At 42.5% G+C, this 18,064-nt stretch carries 16 protein-coding genes; 1 reads left to right on the top strand and 15 read right to left on the bottom strand.

Annotated elements, in window-relative coordinates:
• Positions 1–62: 62 nt before the first annotated feature.
• The 15 genes from lepA to gyrA all read right to left on the bottom strand — a co-directional run bounded on the left by lepA (position 63) and on the right by gyrA (position 16,777).
• Positions 63–1,886 (bottom strand): translation elongation factor 4, encoded by a 1,824-nt coding sequence (gene lepA / locus ACT17O_RS04505; protein ID WP_444817824.1) that lies wholly within the window; start codon positions 1,884–1,886, stop codon positions 63–65.
• A 78-nt stretch (positions 1,887–1,964) separates the two neighbouring features.
• Positions 1,965–2,693: a metallophosphoesterase family protein gene (locus ACT17O_RS04500; RefSeq protein ID WP_061427529.1), complete on the bottom strand. Its 729-nt coding sequence runs from the start codon at positions 2,691–2,693 to the stop codon at positions 1,965–1,967.
• The gene (gene recN / locus ACT17O_RS04495) at positions 2,694–4,361 is read right to left on the bottom strand and encodes a DNA repair protein RecN (protein ID WP_444817823.1); all 1,668 of its coding nucleotides are present in this window, start codon (positions 4,359–4,361) and stop codon (positions 2,694–2,696) included.
• 6 nt (positions 4,362–4,367) lie between these two features.
• The gene (locus ACT17O_RS04490) at positions 4,368–4,799 is read right to left on the bottom strand and encodes an arginine repressor (protein ID WP_001034390.1); all 432 of its coding nucleotides are present in this window, start codon (positions 4,797–4,799) and stop codon (positions 4,368–4,370) included.
• Complete coding sequence (locus ACT17O_RS04485; protein WP_033606333.1) at positions 4,792–5,607, bottom strand: TlyA family RNA methyltransferase; 816 nt, start codon at positions 5,605–5,607, stop codon at positions 4,792–4,794. Before ACT17O_RS04485 ends, ACT17O_RS04490 begins: the two co-directional genes overlap by 8 nt.
• Positions 5,600–6,475, bottom strand: a complete 876-nt coding sequence (locus ACT17O_RS04480; protein ID WP_444817822.1) for a polyprenyl synthetase family protein — start codon at positions 6,473–6,475, stop codon at positions 5,600–5,602. The genes ACT17O_RS04485 and ACT17O_RS04480 overlap by 8 nt, the downstream gene beginning before the upstream one ends.
• Positions 6,472–6,684: an exodeoxyribonuclease VII small subunit gene (locus ACT17O_RS04475; protein ID WP_000043226.1), complete on the bottom strand. Its 213-nt coding sequence runs from the start codon at positions 6,682–6,684 to the stop codon at positions 6,472–6,474. The genes ACT17O_RS04480 and ACT17O_RS04475 overlap by 4 nt, the downstream gene beginning before the upstream one ends.
• On the bottom strand, positions 6,662–8,002 hold the full coding sequence (gene xseA / locus ACT17O_RS04470; RefSeq protein WP_444817821.1) for an exodeoxyribonuclease VII large subunit: 1,341 nt from the start codon (positions 8,000–8,002) through the stop codon (positions 6,662–6,664). Before xseA ends, ACT17O_RS04475 begins: the two co-directional genes overlap by 23 nt.
• Positions 8,003–8,130: 128 nt before the next feature.
• Positions 8,131–8,769, bottom strand: a complete 639-nt coding sequence (gene udk / locus ACT17O_RS04465; protein WP_001181369.1) for a uridine kinase — start codon at positions 8,767–8,769, stop codon at positions 8,131–8,133.
• A 113-nt stretch (positions 8,770–8,882) separates the two neighbouring features.
• Positions 8,883–9,761: a tRNA pseudouridine(55) synthase TruB gene (truB, locus tag ACT17O_RS04460; RefSeq protein ID WP_001013276.1), complete on the bottom strand. Its 879-nt coding sequence runs from the start codon at positions 9,759–9,761 to the stop codon at positions 8,883–8,885.
• Between the two features lie 11 nt (positions 9,762–9,772).
• Positions 9,773–11,047 carry a DUF2130 domain-containing protein gene (locus ACT17O_RS04455; RefSeq protein ID WP_444817820.1) on the bottom strand — a complete coding sequence of 425 codons (1,275 nt, stop codon included), beginning with the start codon at positions 11,045–11,047 and terminating at the stop codon, positions 9,773–9,775.
• Between the two features lie 94 nt (positions 11,048–11,141).
• Positions 11,142–12,422, bottom strand: a complete 1,281-nt coding sequence (locus ACT17O_RS04450) for an O-acetylhomoserine aminocarboxypropyltransferase/cysteine synthase family protein (protein ID WP_444817819.1) — start codon at positions 12,420–12,422, stop codon at positions 11,142–11,144.
• A 149-nt stretch (positions 12,423–12,571) separates the two neighbouring features.
• Positions 12,572–13,369, bottom strand: a complete 798-nt coding sequence (locus tag ACT17O_RS04445) for a formate/nitrite transporter family protein (RefSeq protein WP_444817818.1) — start codon at positions 13,367–13,369, stop codon at positions 12,572–12,574.
• A 184-nt stretch (positions 13,370–13,553) separates the two neighbouring features.
• Positions 13,554–14,309: a class A sortase gene (locus ACT17O_RS04440; RefSeq protein ID WP_139658737.1), complete on the bottom strand. Its 756-nt coding sequence runs from the start codon at positions 14,307–14,309 to the stop codon at positions 13,554–13,556.
• A complete protein-coding gene (gyrA, locus tag ACT17O_RS04435) occupies positions 14,309–16,777 on the bottom strand; it encodes a DNA gyrase subunit A (RefSeq protein ID WP_444817817.1) in 2,469 nt (822 codons plus the stop codon). The genes ACT17O_RS04440 and gyrA overlap by 1 nt, the downstream gene beginning before the upstream one ends.
• 195 nt (positions 16,778–16,972) lie before the next feature.
• Between gyrA and ACT17O_RS04430 the strand changes: the two genes are divergently transcribed.
• Entirely contained in the window at positions 16,973–17,959 is a 987-nt protein-coding gene (locus ACT17O_RS04430; RefSeq protein WP_000127489.1) for an L-lactate dehydrogenase, read from the top strand.
• Positions 17,960–18,064 lie beyond the last annotated feature (105 nt).

The raw sequence follows: 18,064 nt of genomic DNA, 5'->3' as shown, positions 1-18,064 counted from the left end.
TTAATAGCTCACATTTAAAGCAAAAACTCTTGAAAAATCTTCAAGAGTTTAGTTTTCTATTTCTATTCTTCATCCATGCTCAAGACGCTGAGGAAAGCTTCTTGTGGAACTTCCACTGATCCGATAGCCTTCATGCGTTTCTTACCAGCTTTTTGTTTTTCAAGCAGTTTGCGTTTACGAGAAACGTCACCACCATAACACTTGGCAAGTACGTTCTTACGAAGGGCCTTGATATCAGTACGAGCCACAATCTTGTGTCCAATAGCTGCTTGAATCGGCACCTCAAATTGTTGACGAGGAATGATTTTCTTGAGCTTATCCACGATGAGTTTCCCACGTTCGTAGGCAAAATCCTTGTGAACGATAAAGCTGAGGGCATCCACCTTGTCCCCATTGAGAAGGATATCCATTTTGACCAGTTTAGATGGGCGGTACTCTGACAATTCGTAGTCAAAGCTTGCATAACCACGCGTCGAAGACTTAAGCTTATCAAAGAAGTCAAAGACAATTTCAGCAAGCGGAATTTGATAGATAACATTGACACGATTATCATCAATATAGTCCATGGTCACAAAATCCCCACGCTTGCGCTGAGCTAGTTCCATAACTGCTCCGACAAACTCCTGCGGTACCATGATTTGCGCCTTGACATACGGTTCTTCAATGGTCACAATCTTAGTTGGATCTGGAAATTCAGAGGGGTTAGACACATCCATAGATTCACCATCAGTTTGGTTAACCTTATAGATAACAGACGGAGCTGTCATGATGAGGTCAATATTGAACTCGCGCTCTAAACGCTCTTGGATAACATCCATATGGAGAAGTCCAAGGAATCCACAACGGAAACCAAATCCAAGAGCCTGAGATGTTTCTGGCTCAAACTGCAAGCTGGCATCGTTGAGCTGCAATTTTTCTAGGGCTTCACGTAGGTCATTGTACTTGTTTGATTCGATTGGATAAAGACCTGCAAAGACCATAGGATTCATCTGCTTGTACCCATCTAGCGGTTCTCCTGCTGGATTGGTTGCCAAGGTAACTGTATCGCCGACGCGAGTGTCTTGAACCGTCTTGATAGAAGCCGCAATATAACCAACGTCACCAGTCGCAAGAAAATCACGACCAACTGCCTTCGGCGTGAAAATACCGACCTCTGTCACATCAAAGGTCTTTCCATTGCTCATGAGTTGAATTTTATCGCCAGGTTTAACCACTCCGTCCATAACACGCACTTGGAGGATGACCCCACGATAAGCATCATAAACTGAGTCAAAAATTAAGGCTTTTAATGGAGCTGAAACATCACCAGTTGGAGCTGGCACTTTTTCAACGATCTGCTCAAGAATCTCTTCAATACCAATACCAGCTTTGGCTGAAGCCAAGACCGCTTCGCTGGCATCCAGTCCGATGACATCCTCAATCTCTGTACGCACACGCTCTGGATCGGCTGCTGGAAGGTCAATCTTGTTAATGACAGGCAGAATTTCCAAATCATTATCCAAGGCTAAATAAACGTTAGCAAGAGTTTGCGCCTCAATCCCTTGGGCCGCATCAACCACCAAAATTGCTCCTTCACAGGCAGCTAGCGAACGCGACACTTCATAGGTAAAGTCCACGTGCCCTGGCGTGTCAATCAAGTGGAAAATATAGGTCTCACCATCTTTCGCAGTGTAATTAAGCTCAATGGCATTGAGTTTAATGGTAATCCCACGTTCACGCTCAAGATCCATACTATCCAGAAGTTGGGCTTGCATTTCACGACTAGAAACCGTCTCCGTCTTTTCCAAAATGCGGTCTGCTAGGGTTGATTTCCCATGGTCAATATGGGCGATAATAGAGAAGTTCCGAATCTTCTCCTGTCGTTTCTTCAATTCTTCTAAGTTCATGATGCTCTTCCTTTCAGGGTATCTATTAATTATAAATTGTTTTTAACATTTTGACAAGACCATACCCTGCTAGGAGTACTAATCTTCGGCAACAAAACCATCATTTTCGATAAAGTGGTGTTCTGTCATTCCTTGGTCTGTAAAGACGATTCCATGAAGGACACCACCATAGACAGCTCCTCCATCCATGCCAATCTTGCCATCCTCTGTTATCCAAAGCTCAGCTGTACCTCGGTCTTGCTTCAGTAAGCCATAAACTGGTGTATGCCCAAAGACAATGGTTTTCCCAGTATGATTTTCGGCTTCGTGGAATGGTTTTCTGAGCCAGACTTTCTTGTAATCTGTGGTTTCATGCCAATCATCCAAAGTTAAATCAATACCCGCATGAACAAAGATATACTTGTCTGTCTCTACTACAAATGGCATTTGACGAATAAATTCGACCAAGTCTGCTGCTTCTGTCGCAACCCGTTTGGCATCTTCTACGCCATCAACTGGTGCATCCAAGGGACGACCTAAAATTGAGTTAATGGTTGTATCACCACCATTGCGACGATAATGGTCATAGCTTTCTTCTGGGTCATCGAGCCAAGTCAGAAACATATACTCATGATTACCTGATAAACAAATAGCTCCTTGATTGTCGACCAAGTCTTTGACCATCTCTAGAACACGGCGACTGTCTTCACCACGGTCAATCAAATCCCCTAGAAAGAGCAACTGAGTTTGACCATCCCATGTTTTGAGAAGATCTTCCAGCATACCTGCTTTTCCATGGACATCTCCAATTACATAATAGTCTGTCATTTATTTCATCCTCGTTTGCAATAATTCTCTGGCTTGGGTAAGGGCAGCTTCAGTTACATTTTCCCCAGCCAACATCTTAGCTACTTCCTCTACTCGCTCTTCTATAGTCAAGAGACGAACCGTCGACACCGTAGAATGCTCATCACTAATCTTCTCAATAAAGAATTGATAATCCGCGATGGCAATCACTTGTGGAAGGTGAGAGATAGCAAGAACCTGACCATGCTGGCCAATCTTATGAATCTTTTGCGCAATGGCCTGGGCTACACGACCTGAAACTCCCGTATCCACCTCATCAAAGACAATACTGGTCTTTCCTTCCTTACGAGAAAAGGCTGACTTGATAGCCAACATGAGGCGGGATAATTCCCCACCAGACGCAACCTTAACCAAAGGCTTAAAGTCTTCACCAGGGTTGGTGGAAATGTAAAATTCAACTGTTTCATTCCCCTCACGACTAAATTTGCCCTTACTAAAGCGAACCTGGAACTGTGCCTTCTCCATATAGAGATCCTGAAGTTCTTGTTTAATCTCTGCCTCAAGCTGCTGGGCCAAATCATGACGAGCTGATGCAAGTTGCCCTGCCAAATCGACAAGATTAACTTCCAATTTCTTGAGCTCTGCTTCCATGTCTTCAGAAGAAAGGTTATTTCCAGTCAAGAGATTGTACTCATCCATAATCTTGGCAAAATAAAGCAAAACGTCGTCCACAGTTCCACCATACTTGCGGGTAATAGTATTTATAAGGTCTAAGCGATTTTCAACCTGCATGAGGCGATTGCCATCAAAATCCAAATCCTCAATAATATCTTCCAAACGCTTGGTAATATCTTCTAAAACATAGTAGGTCTCAGACAGAGAACTTGAAATTTCACGGTATTCAGGGTCGTATTCTTCAACACTTTCCATGTCATTCATGGCTGAACGGACATTAGCAAGACTGGAGAATTCCTCATTGTCTAACATGCTATAGGCATTGGTCAGCGTATCCGCAATATTTTTATGATTGAGGAGTTTATCTCGTTCTTGGTTAAGAGCCAAGTCTTCACCAGCCTGCAAGTTTGCAGCCTCAATCTCTGCCATTTGAAATTCCAACATTTCGATACGTGCCTTATGTTCCTGTTGGTTTCTCTTGACTTCCAAAACCTGCTTACGCATTTTGCGATAGGCATCAAAGCTCGTCTGATAGGTCTCCTTCAAGTCCAAGAAAGCAGCATCACCAAACTCATCCAACATCTGAATGTGCAGTTGAGGACGCATTAACTCTTCTTGGTCATGCTGACCATGGATATCCACAAGGTGTTGCCCAATAGCACGCAAGACAGAAAGATTGACCATCTGGCCATTCACGCGACTAACACTACGACCATTTTGCAGAATTTCACGCCGGATGATAATTTCATCCCCCATTTCTAAACCTTGCTCATCAAAAAGTTCCTGTAAAAGGCGACTGTTTTCAACCGAGAAAAGCCCCTCAATCTCTGCCTTTGGCGCACCGTGGCGAATAACGTCTGTCGTTGCACGAGCCCCCAACATGAGATTCATAGCGTCGATAATGATAGACTTTCCAGCACCCGTTTCCCCGGTTAAAACAGTCATACCCTTTTCAAAATTGAGCGAAATCGCCTCAATAATGGCAAAGTTTTTTATCGAAATTTCAAGTAACATACTGACCTACCATTTTTTGACTTGTTCAACAATTTCTTCAGCTGCCTCTGCTGTTCTAGCTACAATTAAGATAGAATCATCATCAGCTAGACAGCTAAAAATCTGTTCAGAGAATGCCTCAACCAACTGACTCTTCACAAAAATAGTATTTCCAGGAATGACAGCAAGGTTGATCATATTTCCCATTAACTCAGAACTCACAATGTTGTCCTCAGCCAACTGCAAACTTTTGACGATTGATTTTGGCAACTCATAGATATAGGTGTTGTTTTTCAAAGGAATTTTAACAATCCCAAGCTCCTTGATGTCCCTTGAGACAGTGGCTTGCGTAGCAGAAATACCTGCTTCCTTCAAATGCTCAACGATTTCTTCCTGAGTCCCGATTTGGTAATCCGTAACAAATCTTCTAATTTTTTCAAGTCTCTCTTTTTTATTCATCTTTAAATTCTCTATGTGCTCTCTCTACAACTTTTTCTATTTCAGGAGCAACTTGGTTACTTGCTCCCTCTTCCTTTTTCAAATATGCCAGAAATTCGATGTTTCCATGTCCACCTTGGATTGGTGAATAGTCTAATCCAAATACTGAAAAACCTTGTTCAACTGCCATAGCAGTAACCGATTCAAGGACAGTTTGATGAACCTTGGCATCTCGAATGATTCCATTCTTTCCAATCTGCTCACGACCTGCTTCAAACTGGGGTTTAACCAGAGCCACCACCTGCCCTTGATCAGCCAAGACACGATGCAAAGCAGGCAAAATCAGACTGAGGGAAATGAAACTCACATCAATACTGGCAAAGCTTGGTTCCTGCTCAAAATCAGTCTTTTCAGCATAACGAAAATTAAACTGCTCCATGCTGACAACTCGTGGGTCTTGGCGCAATTTCCAAGCCAACTGATTGGTACCGACATCGACTGCAAAGACCAACTCAGCACCATTTTGCAACATGACGTCAGTAAATCCTCCAGTGGAGGCCCCAATATCAATCGTGGTTGCGCCATCCACTGATAAATCAAAGACCTGCAAAGCCTTTTCCAGTTTTAGACCACCTCGACTGACATACTTGAGTTTTTCACCCTTGAGTTTTAGTTCAGTATCATCTGGGATTTTCTCTCCTGGCTTGTCAAATCTTTCTCCATTAAGGACTGCTACGACAAGTCCAGCCATGACACCGCGTTTAGCCTGTTCTCGTGTTTCAAACAAGCCCTGTTTATAAGCTAGTACATCCACTCTTTCCTTAGCCATTGATTCTCAAACTTTCTACTACTTTCACAATCGGCGCTGTTTCAAAGCTGACTTGCTGGGCAATTTCTTCTAATTTAGCCTCGGCTTGATCAAGAGTTTGGTTACAAAAGGCAGTCGCCTCTTCCAAGCCCAGTAAGGCAGGATAGGTTGATTTTTCAGCTTGTAAATCCTTTTGCGGAGTCTTGCCGATTTCCTCAAAACTAGCTGTCACATCCAGCACATCATCTCGAACTTGAAAGGCCAGCCCAATCAATTCACCAACCGTTTTCAATTTTGCTTGGATTTCTGGTTCCAATTCCGCAATGATAGCAGCTGCTTGAAAGGGATAAGCTAGCAATTTTCCAGTCTTATTGGCATGAATGGTCTGGAGTTCTTCCAAGGACAAATGCTGGTGTTCGCCTTCCATATCTAAAACCTGCCCTGCCACCATACCTAGACTCCCTGAAGCAAGGGATAAGTTGGCAATCAAATCCACCTTGATCTGACTTGGCAAATCTGCCTGCGCTATCAGGGCATAGGGATCTAGGAACAAGGCATCACCTGCCAATATTGCCATAGCTTCGCCAAATTTCTTATGATTGGTCAAACGCCCCCGACGATAATCATCATCATCCATGGCAGGAAGATCATCATGAATCAAGCTTCCTGTATGAATCATTTCCAAAGCCGCAGCCACCTGCGCGTGAGCTGGTTGGATAACCACTCTCAGGGATTCCAAAACTTCTAACAAGAGAAAAGGCCGAATACGCTTGCCACCAGCATGAATGGAATAGAGAACAGACTCTCGCAAACTAGAGGCAAACTGCTGGTCTCCATAAAAATCTTCCAAGGCAGACTCGACAAGAGATAATTTTTCTTGCTTCTTCATTCAAAATCACTTTCTGTTCCGTCTTCTTGCATGACCTTAACCAAGGTCTTTTCAGCCTTGTCCAGCGTCGCTTGGAGCTCTTTTGACAAGACCATTCCCTTTTGAAAGGCAGCAATCGCATCTTCCAAAGCAATTTCACCATTTTCCAAACTTTGGACAATGGTTTCCAGTTCTGCTAGATTTTCCTCAAATTTCTTTTGTTTTGACATCTTTAACCTCTAATTCTACTTGACCATCTCGCATCAAAAGCGTTACTTGATCTTTTTTCTTCAAACTCTCAACCGAGTCTACTACGGACTCTTCCTTTTTGACAATAGCATAACCACGCGCCACGATTCGACTGGTATCCAACATCAGCAGAGCTTCTGAAAGTCGCTTCACTTCAGCAACTTTAGCATCATAAACAAGAGCCATTTGGCTACGTAAGAGCCTATCCAACTGACCAAGCCGGTCTTGATAGCGTTGGATTTTGGTAATAGGTGATATTTGGACCAATTGATGCGTCCTTGCTTGGACTAATTGCTTGTTATCAGAAATCCGTGTTCGCAAACTTTGTTTTAAGCGCAATTGTAGTTGGTCCAAGCGTTGCAAATAGCCATCATACAAGCGCTCTGGCTGTCTAAAGATGACTGACTGACTGCATTTTTTCAGAGCTTCTTGTTTCTTAGATATGACATTTCGGACTGCTGTTGCCATTCGTTTTTCTTGATTTTGTAAATGGCTCAAGAGATCCAACTTGGTCACAGGCGTTGCCAATTCAGCCGCAGCTGTTGGCGTCGCAGCCCGTCTATCTGCCACAAAATCCGCCAAGGTCACATCCGTCTCATGACCAACACTAGAGATGATGGGCAAACGGGATTCAAAAATAGCCCGTACCACGATCTCTTCGTTAAAGGCCCAGAGATCCTCGATGGAACCCCCACCACGACCAATGATGAGAACATCTAGGTCCTCACGTTGATTGGCACGCGCAATATTTCGAGCAATTTCCTCCGCAGCTCCATCACCTTGTACCTTGGTCGGATAGAGAAGAATGTCAACACCTGGAAAGCGCCTGCTGACAGTCGTGATGATATCTCGAATAACAGCTCCACTGCGACTGGTTACCACACCGATTCGCTTAGCAAATTGGGGAAGAGGTTGTTTGAAACGTTCTTGAAACAGACCTTCTTCCGTCAATTTTTTCTTAAGTTGTTCAAACTGAATCGCAAGCGCCCCGACCCCATCAGGCTCAGCTTTTTCAATGATGATAGAGTAGCTCCCGCTGGGTTCATAGACATGCACACGCCCAATCACATTGATTTTCATTCCCTCTTCCAAGTCGAAACCTAATTTTTGATAAATCCCAGACCAGATGGTCGCTTGAATGACTGCATGATCATCTTTTAAGGAGAAATATTGGTGAGTAGGTCGTTTACGAAAGTTGGAAACTTGACCAGTTAAATAGACCCGTTCCAAGTAAGGGTCTTTATCGAATTTCATTTTCAGATACTTGGTCAAAGTTGTTACCGATAAATACTTTTCCATCTCCACCTACTATTCATTTTCTTGCTTTTCCATGGGTATTATTATACCAAAAACATGCTTAAAAATCACCTTTTTCCTACTGAAACTAAAGGAAAAATAGAAAAAGGAGGCTAGGCCTCCTCATCTGATTATTTGCTGTTTCGCGCTTCTTCCAAAATCTTTGCAATTTTTGTCGTCAAAAGGTCGATAGCAACGGTATTGCTGACTCCTTCAGGAATGACGATATCGGCATACCGTTTGGTCGGCTCAATGAACTGGTGGTACATAGGTTTTACCACACCTAGATATTGGTCAATCACGCTATCCAGGCTACGGCCACGCTCCTCCATATCTCGCTTGATACGACGAATAATACGCACATCATCATCTGTATCCACAAAAATCTTGATATCCATCAAATCGCGCAGACGCTTGTCCTCCAAGACCAAAATTCCCTCAACGATAAAGACATCCTGAGGCTCCTGACGATAGGTCTTGCTACTCCGTGTATGCGCTGTATAGTCATAAGTCGGAATGTCCACTGGGCGCCCTGCCAACAATTCCTTAATCTGCTCGATCATCAAATCTGTATCAAAGGCAAAAGGGTGGTCGTAGTTGGTTTTGACACGCTCTTCAAAGGTCAAATGAGACTGATCCTTGTAGTATGAATCATGCTCAATCATGGAAATCTTTTCATCAGGAAAATGCGATAAAATGGCTCTTGAAACACTGGTCTTACCACCACCAGAACCACCTGTCACTCCGATAATGATTGGTCTATTTTGCATGCTATCCTCCGTTTTTTTATCCGTCGTCTATTCTATCACATTTTTAGCAAAAATTATAGTCTGATTTGGATAGTCTAGGGGAAACACAAATCTATCCCCACACTCCAGTTAAACTAGCTAAAAACCTTTCTTGGTTTGTAGAAATTGTCCCTTTTTTCTAGAATAGCTAGCAACTTATTTCCTTCAAAGGCAGCCAATTCTTTGTCCATTTGGTCTAGCTCGATAAAACGACCAAAGCGCACTTCTGTAGCCTCTTCTGGAGTTAGGAAAACTTTGACAAGATCTCCTGTACCAATCTCAAGAGGATGGAGAAAGTCCAGCTGACCAGCCTCCACTTTTGCAGCAATTTCATTCAAAGTCAAGGCATCTTCTAACTGTAAACCTGCAGCACTGGTCCGTGTCAAATGGGACATATGGGCCGCGTAACCAAGCTTCTCTCCCAAGTCAACTGATAAGGTACGGATATAAGTTCCTTTGCTACATTTTACACGAAAAGTGAATCGGACGAGGTCATCCTCATAAGAAATCGGACTTGTCCGCTCAAATTGATAAATAGTCACCTGACGTTCTGGACGCTCCACTTCCTGACCTGCACGCGCATACTCATAGAGCTTACGACCATTAACCTTGACAGCCGAATACATAGGTGGAATCTGAGTAATAGGCCCAATCAGACTAGCAATCGCTTCATCGACAATGGTTTCATCCAAGGGCGACAAAACAGGTGTCTCTGCGACCACTTCTCCACTAGCATCCTCGGTCGTCGTGGAATAACCCAGAGTGATTTCACCCTCATAGACCTTTCCCTCATCCTGCATAAATTCGACCATACGGGTTGCCTTGCCAACCGCGATTGGCAGAACTCCCACTACATCCGGATCCAAGGTCCCACCATGACCAATTTTCTTGGTCCCCAAAATCTTACGCAGCTTAAAAACCGCGTCATGCGAGGTCATCCCCGCTTCTTTTTTTAAGTTAATAATACCGTTCATCTGTTGCTTTCTCACTCCCCCTTCAGCGCATCAAACTTGGCTTTCATAGTTGGATTTTTTCGGGTCAATTTTTTAACCGAAACATCTTCCAATTTGTTATTGGCGAGGCGGAGTTGGTTTTCGGATGTGGTTAGGAATTTCTTAACCTCTTCCATACGCTTAATGGCCTTGTCGATTTCGTCGATGGCTTTACCAAAGTTAGTTGAAGCTGAATTGTAGTTCTTGGCGAAGGCTAGTTTAAAGGCATCCAAATCTTCCTCAAAATGTGTAATATCGATATTCTGCTCCCGAACCAAGGCCAATTCTTGTTTGTATTTTAGGGAATTAAGAGCCGCATTACGCAAGAGACCAATTAACTGGATGAAGAACTGAGGACGAATCACATACATCTTTTCATACTCATGACTGACATCCACGATACCCGTGTTAAAGTAGTCGTTATCAGCCTCAAGCATAGTCACCAAAACCGCATATTCACAGTTTTTCTCCCGACGGTCCTTGTCCAATTCCTTGTAGAAGTCCGCATTCTTGTGCCTTTTCTCTGTCCCATCCGCTTCGTTTTTCATCTCAAACATGATGGAAATAATTTCCACTCCATTTTCATCACATTCACGGAAGATAAAGTCTCCCTTAGATCCACGCGCAGAGACCTTGTTATCCTTCTCAAAGTAGGCATTTGGAAAGGCAAAACTACGAACCTTGTTAAATTCACTCTCTGCATACTGTTCCAAACTTTCACCGATAGCTTTTGTGGATTGTTGGGCTTTGAAATTCTTGTAAAATTCGACTTGTTCACTAGCAGCCTTAAGCTGGGCTTCGTAATTTTGCTTAACAGAAGCCAAAGACAGCTCATTTTCTTTTTCTTTCAAGAGGAGCTGATTTTTGACCTGATCGCGTTCTTTTTCTAGGTCAGAAAGGGTCTTTTGCAGTTGATTTTCATGCTCCAAACGCAAGGTAGCCAATTGGTTTTCCAAGGCCTGCACTTCCTTGTCCTTGGCCAAGAGAGCCTGACGGCTTGTCTGCTCAACTTCTTTCTTAGCTAATTCTTTTTCTGTATCAAACTTTTGGATTTGACTCTGCAGTTGCGCAATTTCTTGATCCTTTTGAGCCAGTTTAGTCTGTTGCTCATTCATAGCCTTTTGCTCAGCCAAGGCCAGCTCCTGCTTCATGCGATCGTGTAATTCCTTATCAAACTCGGCAGTTCTCACTTGGGATAAAAGTTCGGCATACTGACTCTCATTTACTGTAAAGACTTCCCCACAGTTGGGACATTTGATTTCGTTCATAACTTTCCTCTTTCTAGACTTCTGTAACCATTATATCATGCCTGAGGGAAAATCAAAAACAGCGAGTCGAAACCCACTGTTTATATCTGTTACTTTAAATTTTTTCCAAGGCCAAGCGCAAATCTTCAATCAAATCCTCTACATTTTCAAGACCGATAGACAAGCGGATTTGGTTTGGTGTTACACCTGCTGCTTCTAGATCTTTTTCTGACAACTGACCGTGAGTGGTTGTCGCAGGATGGACAACAAGAGATTTGGCATCTGCCACGTTTGCAAGGTCAGAGAAGATTTCCAAATTATCAATTACCTTGCGAGCTTCTGCCTCTCCGCCTTTAACATGGAAGGTAAAGATTGAACCAACACCTTTTGGCAAATATTTCTCAGCCAAGGCATGATAAGGACTGTCAGCTAGTTTTGGATAATTTACCTTCTCTACCTTAGGATGATTGACAAGGAAATCAACAATTTTCTCTGCATTTTGCACATGACGTTCAACACGAAGAGAGAGAGTTTCAAGCCCTTGGAGCAAGAGAAAGGCATTAAATGGCGACAAGGCAGCACCTGTATCACGGAGCAATTGAACACGAACAGCGATAATAAAGGCTGCTGCACCCACATCACGAGTATAGCTCAAGTTGTGGTAACTAGGATCTTCCTCAACAAATTGAGGGAACTTCCCTGAAGCTGCCCAGTCAAAACGACCGCTGTCCACGATGACACCGCCAATAGTCGTACCATGCCCACCGATAAACTTAGTTGCTGAGTGAATGGAAATATCTACACCGTGAGAGAAGACGTTAATCAAATATGGTGTGGCAAAAGTGTTGTCTGAAACGAGAGGAATCTGGTGTTTATGCGCAATCTCAGCCAATTTTTCCAAGTCAGGAATGTTAATCAAGGGATTCCCCAAGGTTTCAATCAAGACAAGCTTGGTATTGTCACCGATAGCTGCTTCCACTTCTTCCAAATTATCCACATCCACAAAGGTTGTTGTGATTCCATAACGAGGAAGGGTTTCCTTCAAGAGGTTGAAGGTCCCACCGTAAATAGTTGATGCAGCCACCACATGGTCACCTGCGTGAGCAAGCGCCAAAATAGTGTAGGTTACAGCAGCCATACCTGATGCTGTCGCTAGCGCTCCAACACCACCCTCAAGAGCAGCGATTCTTTCTTCAAAGGCTGCTGTTGTAGGGTTTGTGATACGAGTATAGATATTGCCAGGTTTTCTCAAGGCAAACAGATCGGCACCTTCTTGCGTGTCATCAAAAACGAAGGATGTTGTTTGATAAATTGGTACTGCACGAGACTTAGTTGCCGGATCAACTACTTGCCCAGCATGTAATTGAAGAGTTTCAAATTTAAAATCACGAGTCATATGACGACCTCCAAATAGCTTCATTAGGGATATTGTATCATCTTGTGCTAGTCTTTTCCAATACCGTTTTTCTATATTTTGATATAAGGAACAACTATGACTAGTCTTACACATCAAACAAAAAAGCACGATTAACTCGTGCTCGTTTTTTAATCTACATAAGTATCTTCGTTTTTGTTGAGGAAAGCGTATGGCAAGCCCATCAAGAGGCCTCCTCCGATAAAGTTTCCGACAAAGGTTACACCCCAGTGACGAAGAATATTAGGTATGTCAAAATTAGCAATTGAATCAGCAGCAACACTGAACTTAACAATCGCAAAAGAAGCAAAGTTCGCAGCAATGTGTTCGTTTGTTAAGAATACAAACATGTAAATTGCTGACAAAACAAGCCAAAGTTTAGCCCCACCGTCTTTCACCAAAACAAATGAAAGAATGGCGATGTTTACAAAGATATTGGCTAAAATACCTTCAAGCAAGACTAGCTCATTGGAACGGCCTAACTTCATCTCTACTACCCCTGAAATGAAGCTATCATGTGTTAGATTTGCATAGGCTGCTGAGTGGGCAAAGCCCCAACCTGCTATCAAAGCTCCGATGAGATTGAAAAAGGTACAGTAAAATAAAATCTCAGCTGTTTTTCTCCAAGAGATTTTTTTCAAGAAACTACCAGCTGTTAAAAACATCATATTTGAAGTTACCAACTCGGCATTCAAGAAAACAATGTAGGCCAATCCCCAAGCAAAAACAAATGGGAAGAGAAAACGTCCACTACCTGGAGCAATTTTATTTATCAAGTCAGCCCCAACTGCACCTGCAGCCGTACTAAATGTTAGAAAAGCACCTGCAAACATGGAACGAATCGCATACTTAAACTTACTTTGGCTATAAAGACTTTCTTTCTTCTTGCAAGCAAATTCAATCTTTGAAATAAATTCTGAAGAGACCATAAAAAACTCCTAAAACTTTTATTTGTGATAATTATAACATAATTCTTACTTTCTAGAAAGCGTTTTCCGTAAAATTCTAAAATATTTATCTTAAGCCTTCTTATCTTTTTTCATACGAACTATTTTGATTCTATTTATTCATATAAAAAACCAGTGAAATGGCACTTCACTGGTTCATTCATTCTTAATAACGTTGTCTATACGGTTGATTAAAGGCCTTCAAAATATCCTCAGAAGTCTCAGAATAAGCTTTTGATTCTTTAAAGATTCCTTTGACGATTATACGCTCGGTCGCATTATAATCAACACAGGTAACCAAAGTAATCTCCTTTACGCCGTCACGATCTTCGATTTCATCTACACGGTCCGGTGTAACACGTTTAACTTCTGTAATCTCATAAGTATAAACTTTATCCTTATCCGTCAGGTAAATTTTCATACCTGCTTTGGCATTGACCAAAGGTGAGAAGAGCATTTGACTGGCATTTTCAGCAGTAAAGATATGGTGACTAGCTAGAGAATAGTTGCCTTCTCCCATTCTTTGGTCAGGTTTCATAGTCCCTGCTCCATAGAACAGGTTTACATTATCTAAGCCTTTAAAAATCGGTAAGTTAATCTCCACTTCGGGAATAGCAATACCTCCAATAACGGGAAGTTTCTGAGCATCCCATTGTGAAGCCAATACAGCTTCAGATGAAATAGACTTAACAGAGTCAAAATCAAAATTTCCTTCGGTTTTTAGATTTTCATCTATATTTTCCTTAGTAACCTGATTGACTTGGTATTTATTGGTATTCCAGACCAAAAAGATATCGCGAATCTTTGAATTAAAAATTAAAGCTAGCGATAAAAGAATTAAGAAACCCGCTAAAATATTGATAAATAGATTTCTGCGCTTGTTTTTCTTACTCTTTTTATTTTTCGTTCTTCTATGAGACATTATGCTTCACCTTCTGTTTCAATTTCAGTCCCAACTTCTTCTTTTTCTGCCGCAGCAACCGTTGTAAAGGTCACAATCTTAGCATCCTGATCTAGACGCATTACCTTAACTCCCATAGTTGAGCGTCCAGTTTGTGAAATATTGGCAACATTTGTACGGATCATGACACCTGTATCTGTGATAATCATCAGGTCTTCATCGCCTTTAACAGTAAGGAGACCAGCCAGAGGACCATTCTTCTCAGCAACATTAGCTGTCTTCATCCCTTTACCACCACGGCCCTTAGTAGGATATTCAGTAGCAAGTGTACGTTTACCATATCCTTTTTCAGTAATGATAAGAACTTCGTCTTGGTTTGTAATCACGCTAGCACCAACTACTGTGTCACCCTCACGAAGATTGACTCCTCGAACACCTGTCGCGATACGGCTCATACCACGTACAGCTGATTGATTAAAGCGAACAGCATAACCAAACTTGGTACCAATGATAATATCCGTATCTTCTTCTGTCAGCAAGACATTAATCAATTCGTCTTCATCCTTGAGATTCAAGGCTTTCAGTCCATTTTGACGAATATTAGCGAACTCTTTAACACTGGTTCGTTTCACGATACCGTGACGGGTTGTGAAGAAGAGATAGGCGTCATCACTACGTTCAGACTCAACGTTGATAATGGTCTGAATACTCTCACCTTCGTCCAACTTCAAAAGATTGACAACTGGCAATCCCTTAGCGGTACGACCGTATTCAGGAATTTCATAACCTTTCAGTCGATATACGCGTCCTTTATTGGTAAAGAAGAGCAAATGATCATGGGTACTGGTTGAAACCAACTCACGCACAAAGTCATCATCCTTAACCCCCGTACCTTGAACTCCACGGCCACCACGTTTTTGTGCGGTGAACTCACCTTGATCCAAACGTTTGATATAGCCCTTGTTAGATAGGGTAATCAAGACATCCGTTTCTTCAATCAAATCTTCATCTTCAAGAGTTAAGACTTCACCGACCATCAACTCCGTACGACGTTTGTCACCAAACTTGCGTTTGACTTCGTCCAATTCCTCTTTGATGATTTGAGCCACACGCTCAGGCTTGGCAAGGATATCAGCCAAATCTGCAATCAAGGCAATCAATTCATCATATTCAGACTGAATCTTATCACGTTCCAATCCTGTCAAACGACGAAGACGCATATCAAGGATAGCTTGACTTTGACGTTCAGAAAGCTTGAACTTGCTCATCAACTCAGCTTGCGCTTCCGCATCTGTTTCACTGGCACGAATGATACGAATCACTTCGTCGATATGGTCAAGTGCAATTAAAAGACCTTCTAAGATGTGCGCACGCGCTTCTGCTTTTTCCTTGTCAAAACGAGTACGGCGAACAACCACTTCTTTTTGGTGCTCGATATAAGCATCCAAAATTTGACGAAGGGACAAGATTTTTGGTACGCCATTTTGAATTGCCAGCATATTGAAACCAAAGTTGGTTTGCATCTGGGTCATCTTGAAGAGGTTGTTAAGTATAACGTTGGCAGACGCGTCGCGTTTAACCTCGATTACAAAGCGAACGCCTTCACGGTTGGACTCATCACGTACAGCTGTAATACCCTCAATTCGTTTTTCCTGAACCAAGCGAACAATATGCTCATGCACCTTGGTTTTATTAACCATATAAGGGAATTCCGTTACAACGATGCGCTCCCGACCCGTCTTAGTGGTTTCAATCTCTGTACGAGAACGAAGGACAATGGAACCTTTACCAGTCTCATAAGCCTTATGAATACCTGATTTCCCCATGACAAGAGCGCCAGTCGGAAAATCTGGACCAGGCAAGACTTCCATCAAGTCCTTAGTCGTCACTTCAGGATTATCCATAACCAACTTCACTGCATCAATGGTTTCACCCAAGTTGTGAGGTGGAATATTGGTTGCCATCCCAACAGCGATACCCGTTGCTCCATTGACCAAAAGGTTTGGAAAACGAGCAGGCAAAACCAAGGGTTCACGTTCGTTAGCATCGTAGTTGTCTACGAAATCAACTGTGTTTTTATTGATGTCACGAAGCATTTCCAGAGCAATCTTGCTCATACGTGCCTCAGTATAACGCTGTGCGGCAGCACCGTCCCCGTCCATAGAGCCAAAGTTTCCATGTCCATCAACGAGCATGTAACGATAGCTCCACCACTGGGCCATACGAACCATAGCCTCATAAATAGACGAGTCTCCGTGAGGGTGGTATTTACCCATGACATCCCCTGTAATACGGGCTGATTTTTTATGGGGTTTGTCTGGAGTAACACCTAGTTCATTCATTCCGTAAAGAATACGACGGTGAACTGGTTTTAAGCCATCTCGAACATCAGGAAGAGCACGCGCTACGATAACACTCATGGCGTAGTCGATAAAGCTGGTCTTCATCTCCTTTGTCAGATTAACATTCACTAAGTTTTTATCCTGCATTAATAAATGCCTCATTTCACAATTAGTAACTAGATATATTATACCATAAAGTGTAGATCATTTCAGTCTTTGGAAATCACTAAAACGTTTACATACTTATTCCGAAGGTATATCCGTGACAAAGCTTAGCAAAAGTGATAGAATGAAATCAAATGGGGGTTCCCCCTTAATAAAATAAAGGAGATGTTTAGACAAATGACAGCAACTAAACAACACAAAAAAGTGATCCTTGTCGGTGACGGTGCCGTAGGTTCATCTTACGCTTTTGCCCTCGTAACACAAGGAATTGCACAAGAACTTGGTATCATTGAAATTCCTCAATTGTTTGAAAAAGCAGTTGGTGATGCTGAAGACCTTAGCCACGCGCTAGCTTTTACTTCACCTAAAAAAATCTATGCAGCTAAGTACGAAGACTGTGCGGATGCAGACCTTGTAGTTATCACTGCTGGTGCTCCACAAAAACCAGGTGAAACTCGTCTTGACCTTGTAGGTAAAAACTTGGCAATCAACAAATCAATTGTTGAACAAGTTGTTGCATCTGGATTTGACGGTATCTTCCTTGTTGCTGCTAACCCAGTTGACGTCTTGACATACTCAACATGGAAATTCTCAGGTTTCCCTAAAGAACGCGTTATCGGTTCAGGTACTTCACTTGACTCAGCTCGTTTCCGTCAAGCACTTGCTGAAACTATCGGTGTTGATGCACGTTCAGTTCACGCCTACATCATGGGTGAACACGGTGACTCTGAGTTTGCTGTTTGGTCACACGCTAACGTTGCCGGTGTTAAATTGGAACAATGGTTGCAAGCTAACCGTGACTTGAATGAAGCTGACCTTGTTGAACTCTTCATCTCAGTTCGTGATGCAGCTTACTCAATCATCAACAAAAAAGGTGCTACTTATTACGGTATCGCCGTTGCCCTTGCTCGTATCACTCGTGCTATCCTTGACGATGAAAATGCGGTGCTACCACTTTCTGTATTCCAAGAAGGTCAATACGGTGTTGAAAATGTCTTTATCGGTCAACCTGCTATCGTTGGTGCACACGGTATCGTTCGTCCAGTTAATATCCCATTGAACGATGCTGAAACTCAAAAAATGCAAGCATCAGCTAAAGAATTGCAAGCTATCATTGATGAAGCATGGAAAAACCCTGAATTCCAAGCAGCTTCTAAAAACTAATGAAAAGAAGGTTCTCATCCATGGGAACCTTTTTCTTTTTGCACAGAATCATAACTCAACTCTTCAAATAAACAAAAAAAGCCTGTTGACCAAGCTAGGAAGCTT

This window comes from Streptococcus sp. HJ1 (genome assembly GCF_052399005.1).
Classification (GTDB): domain Bacteria; phylum Bacillota; class Bacilli; order Lactobacillales; family Streptococcaceae; genus Streptococcus.
This window is presented reverse-complemented; position numbering and strand designations above follow the sequence as displayed.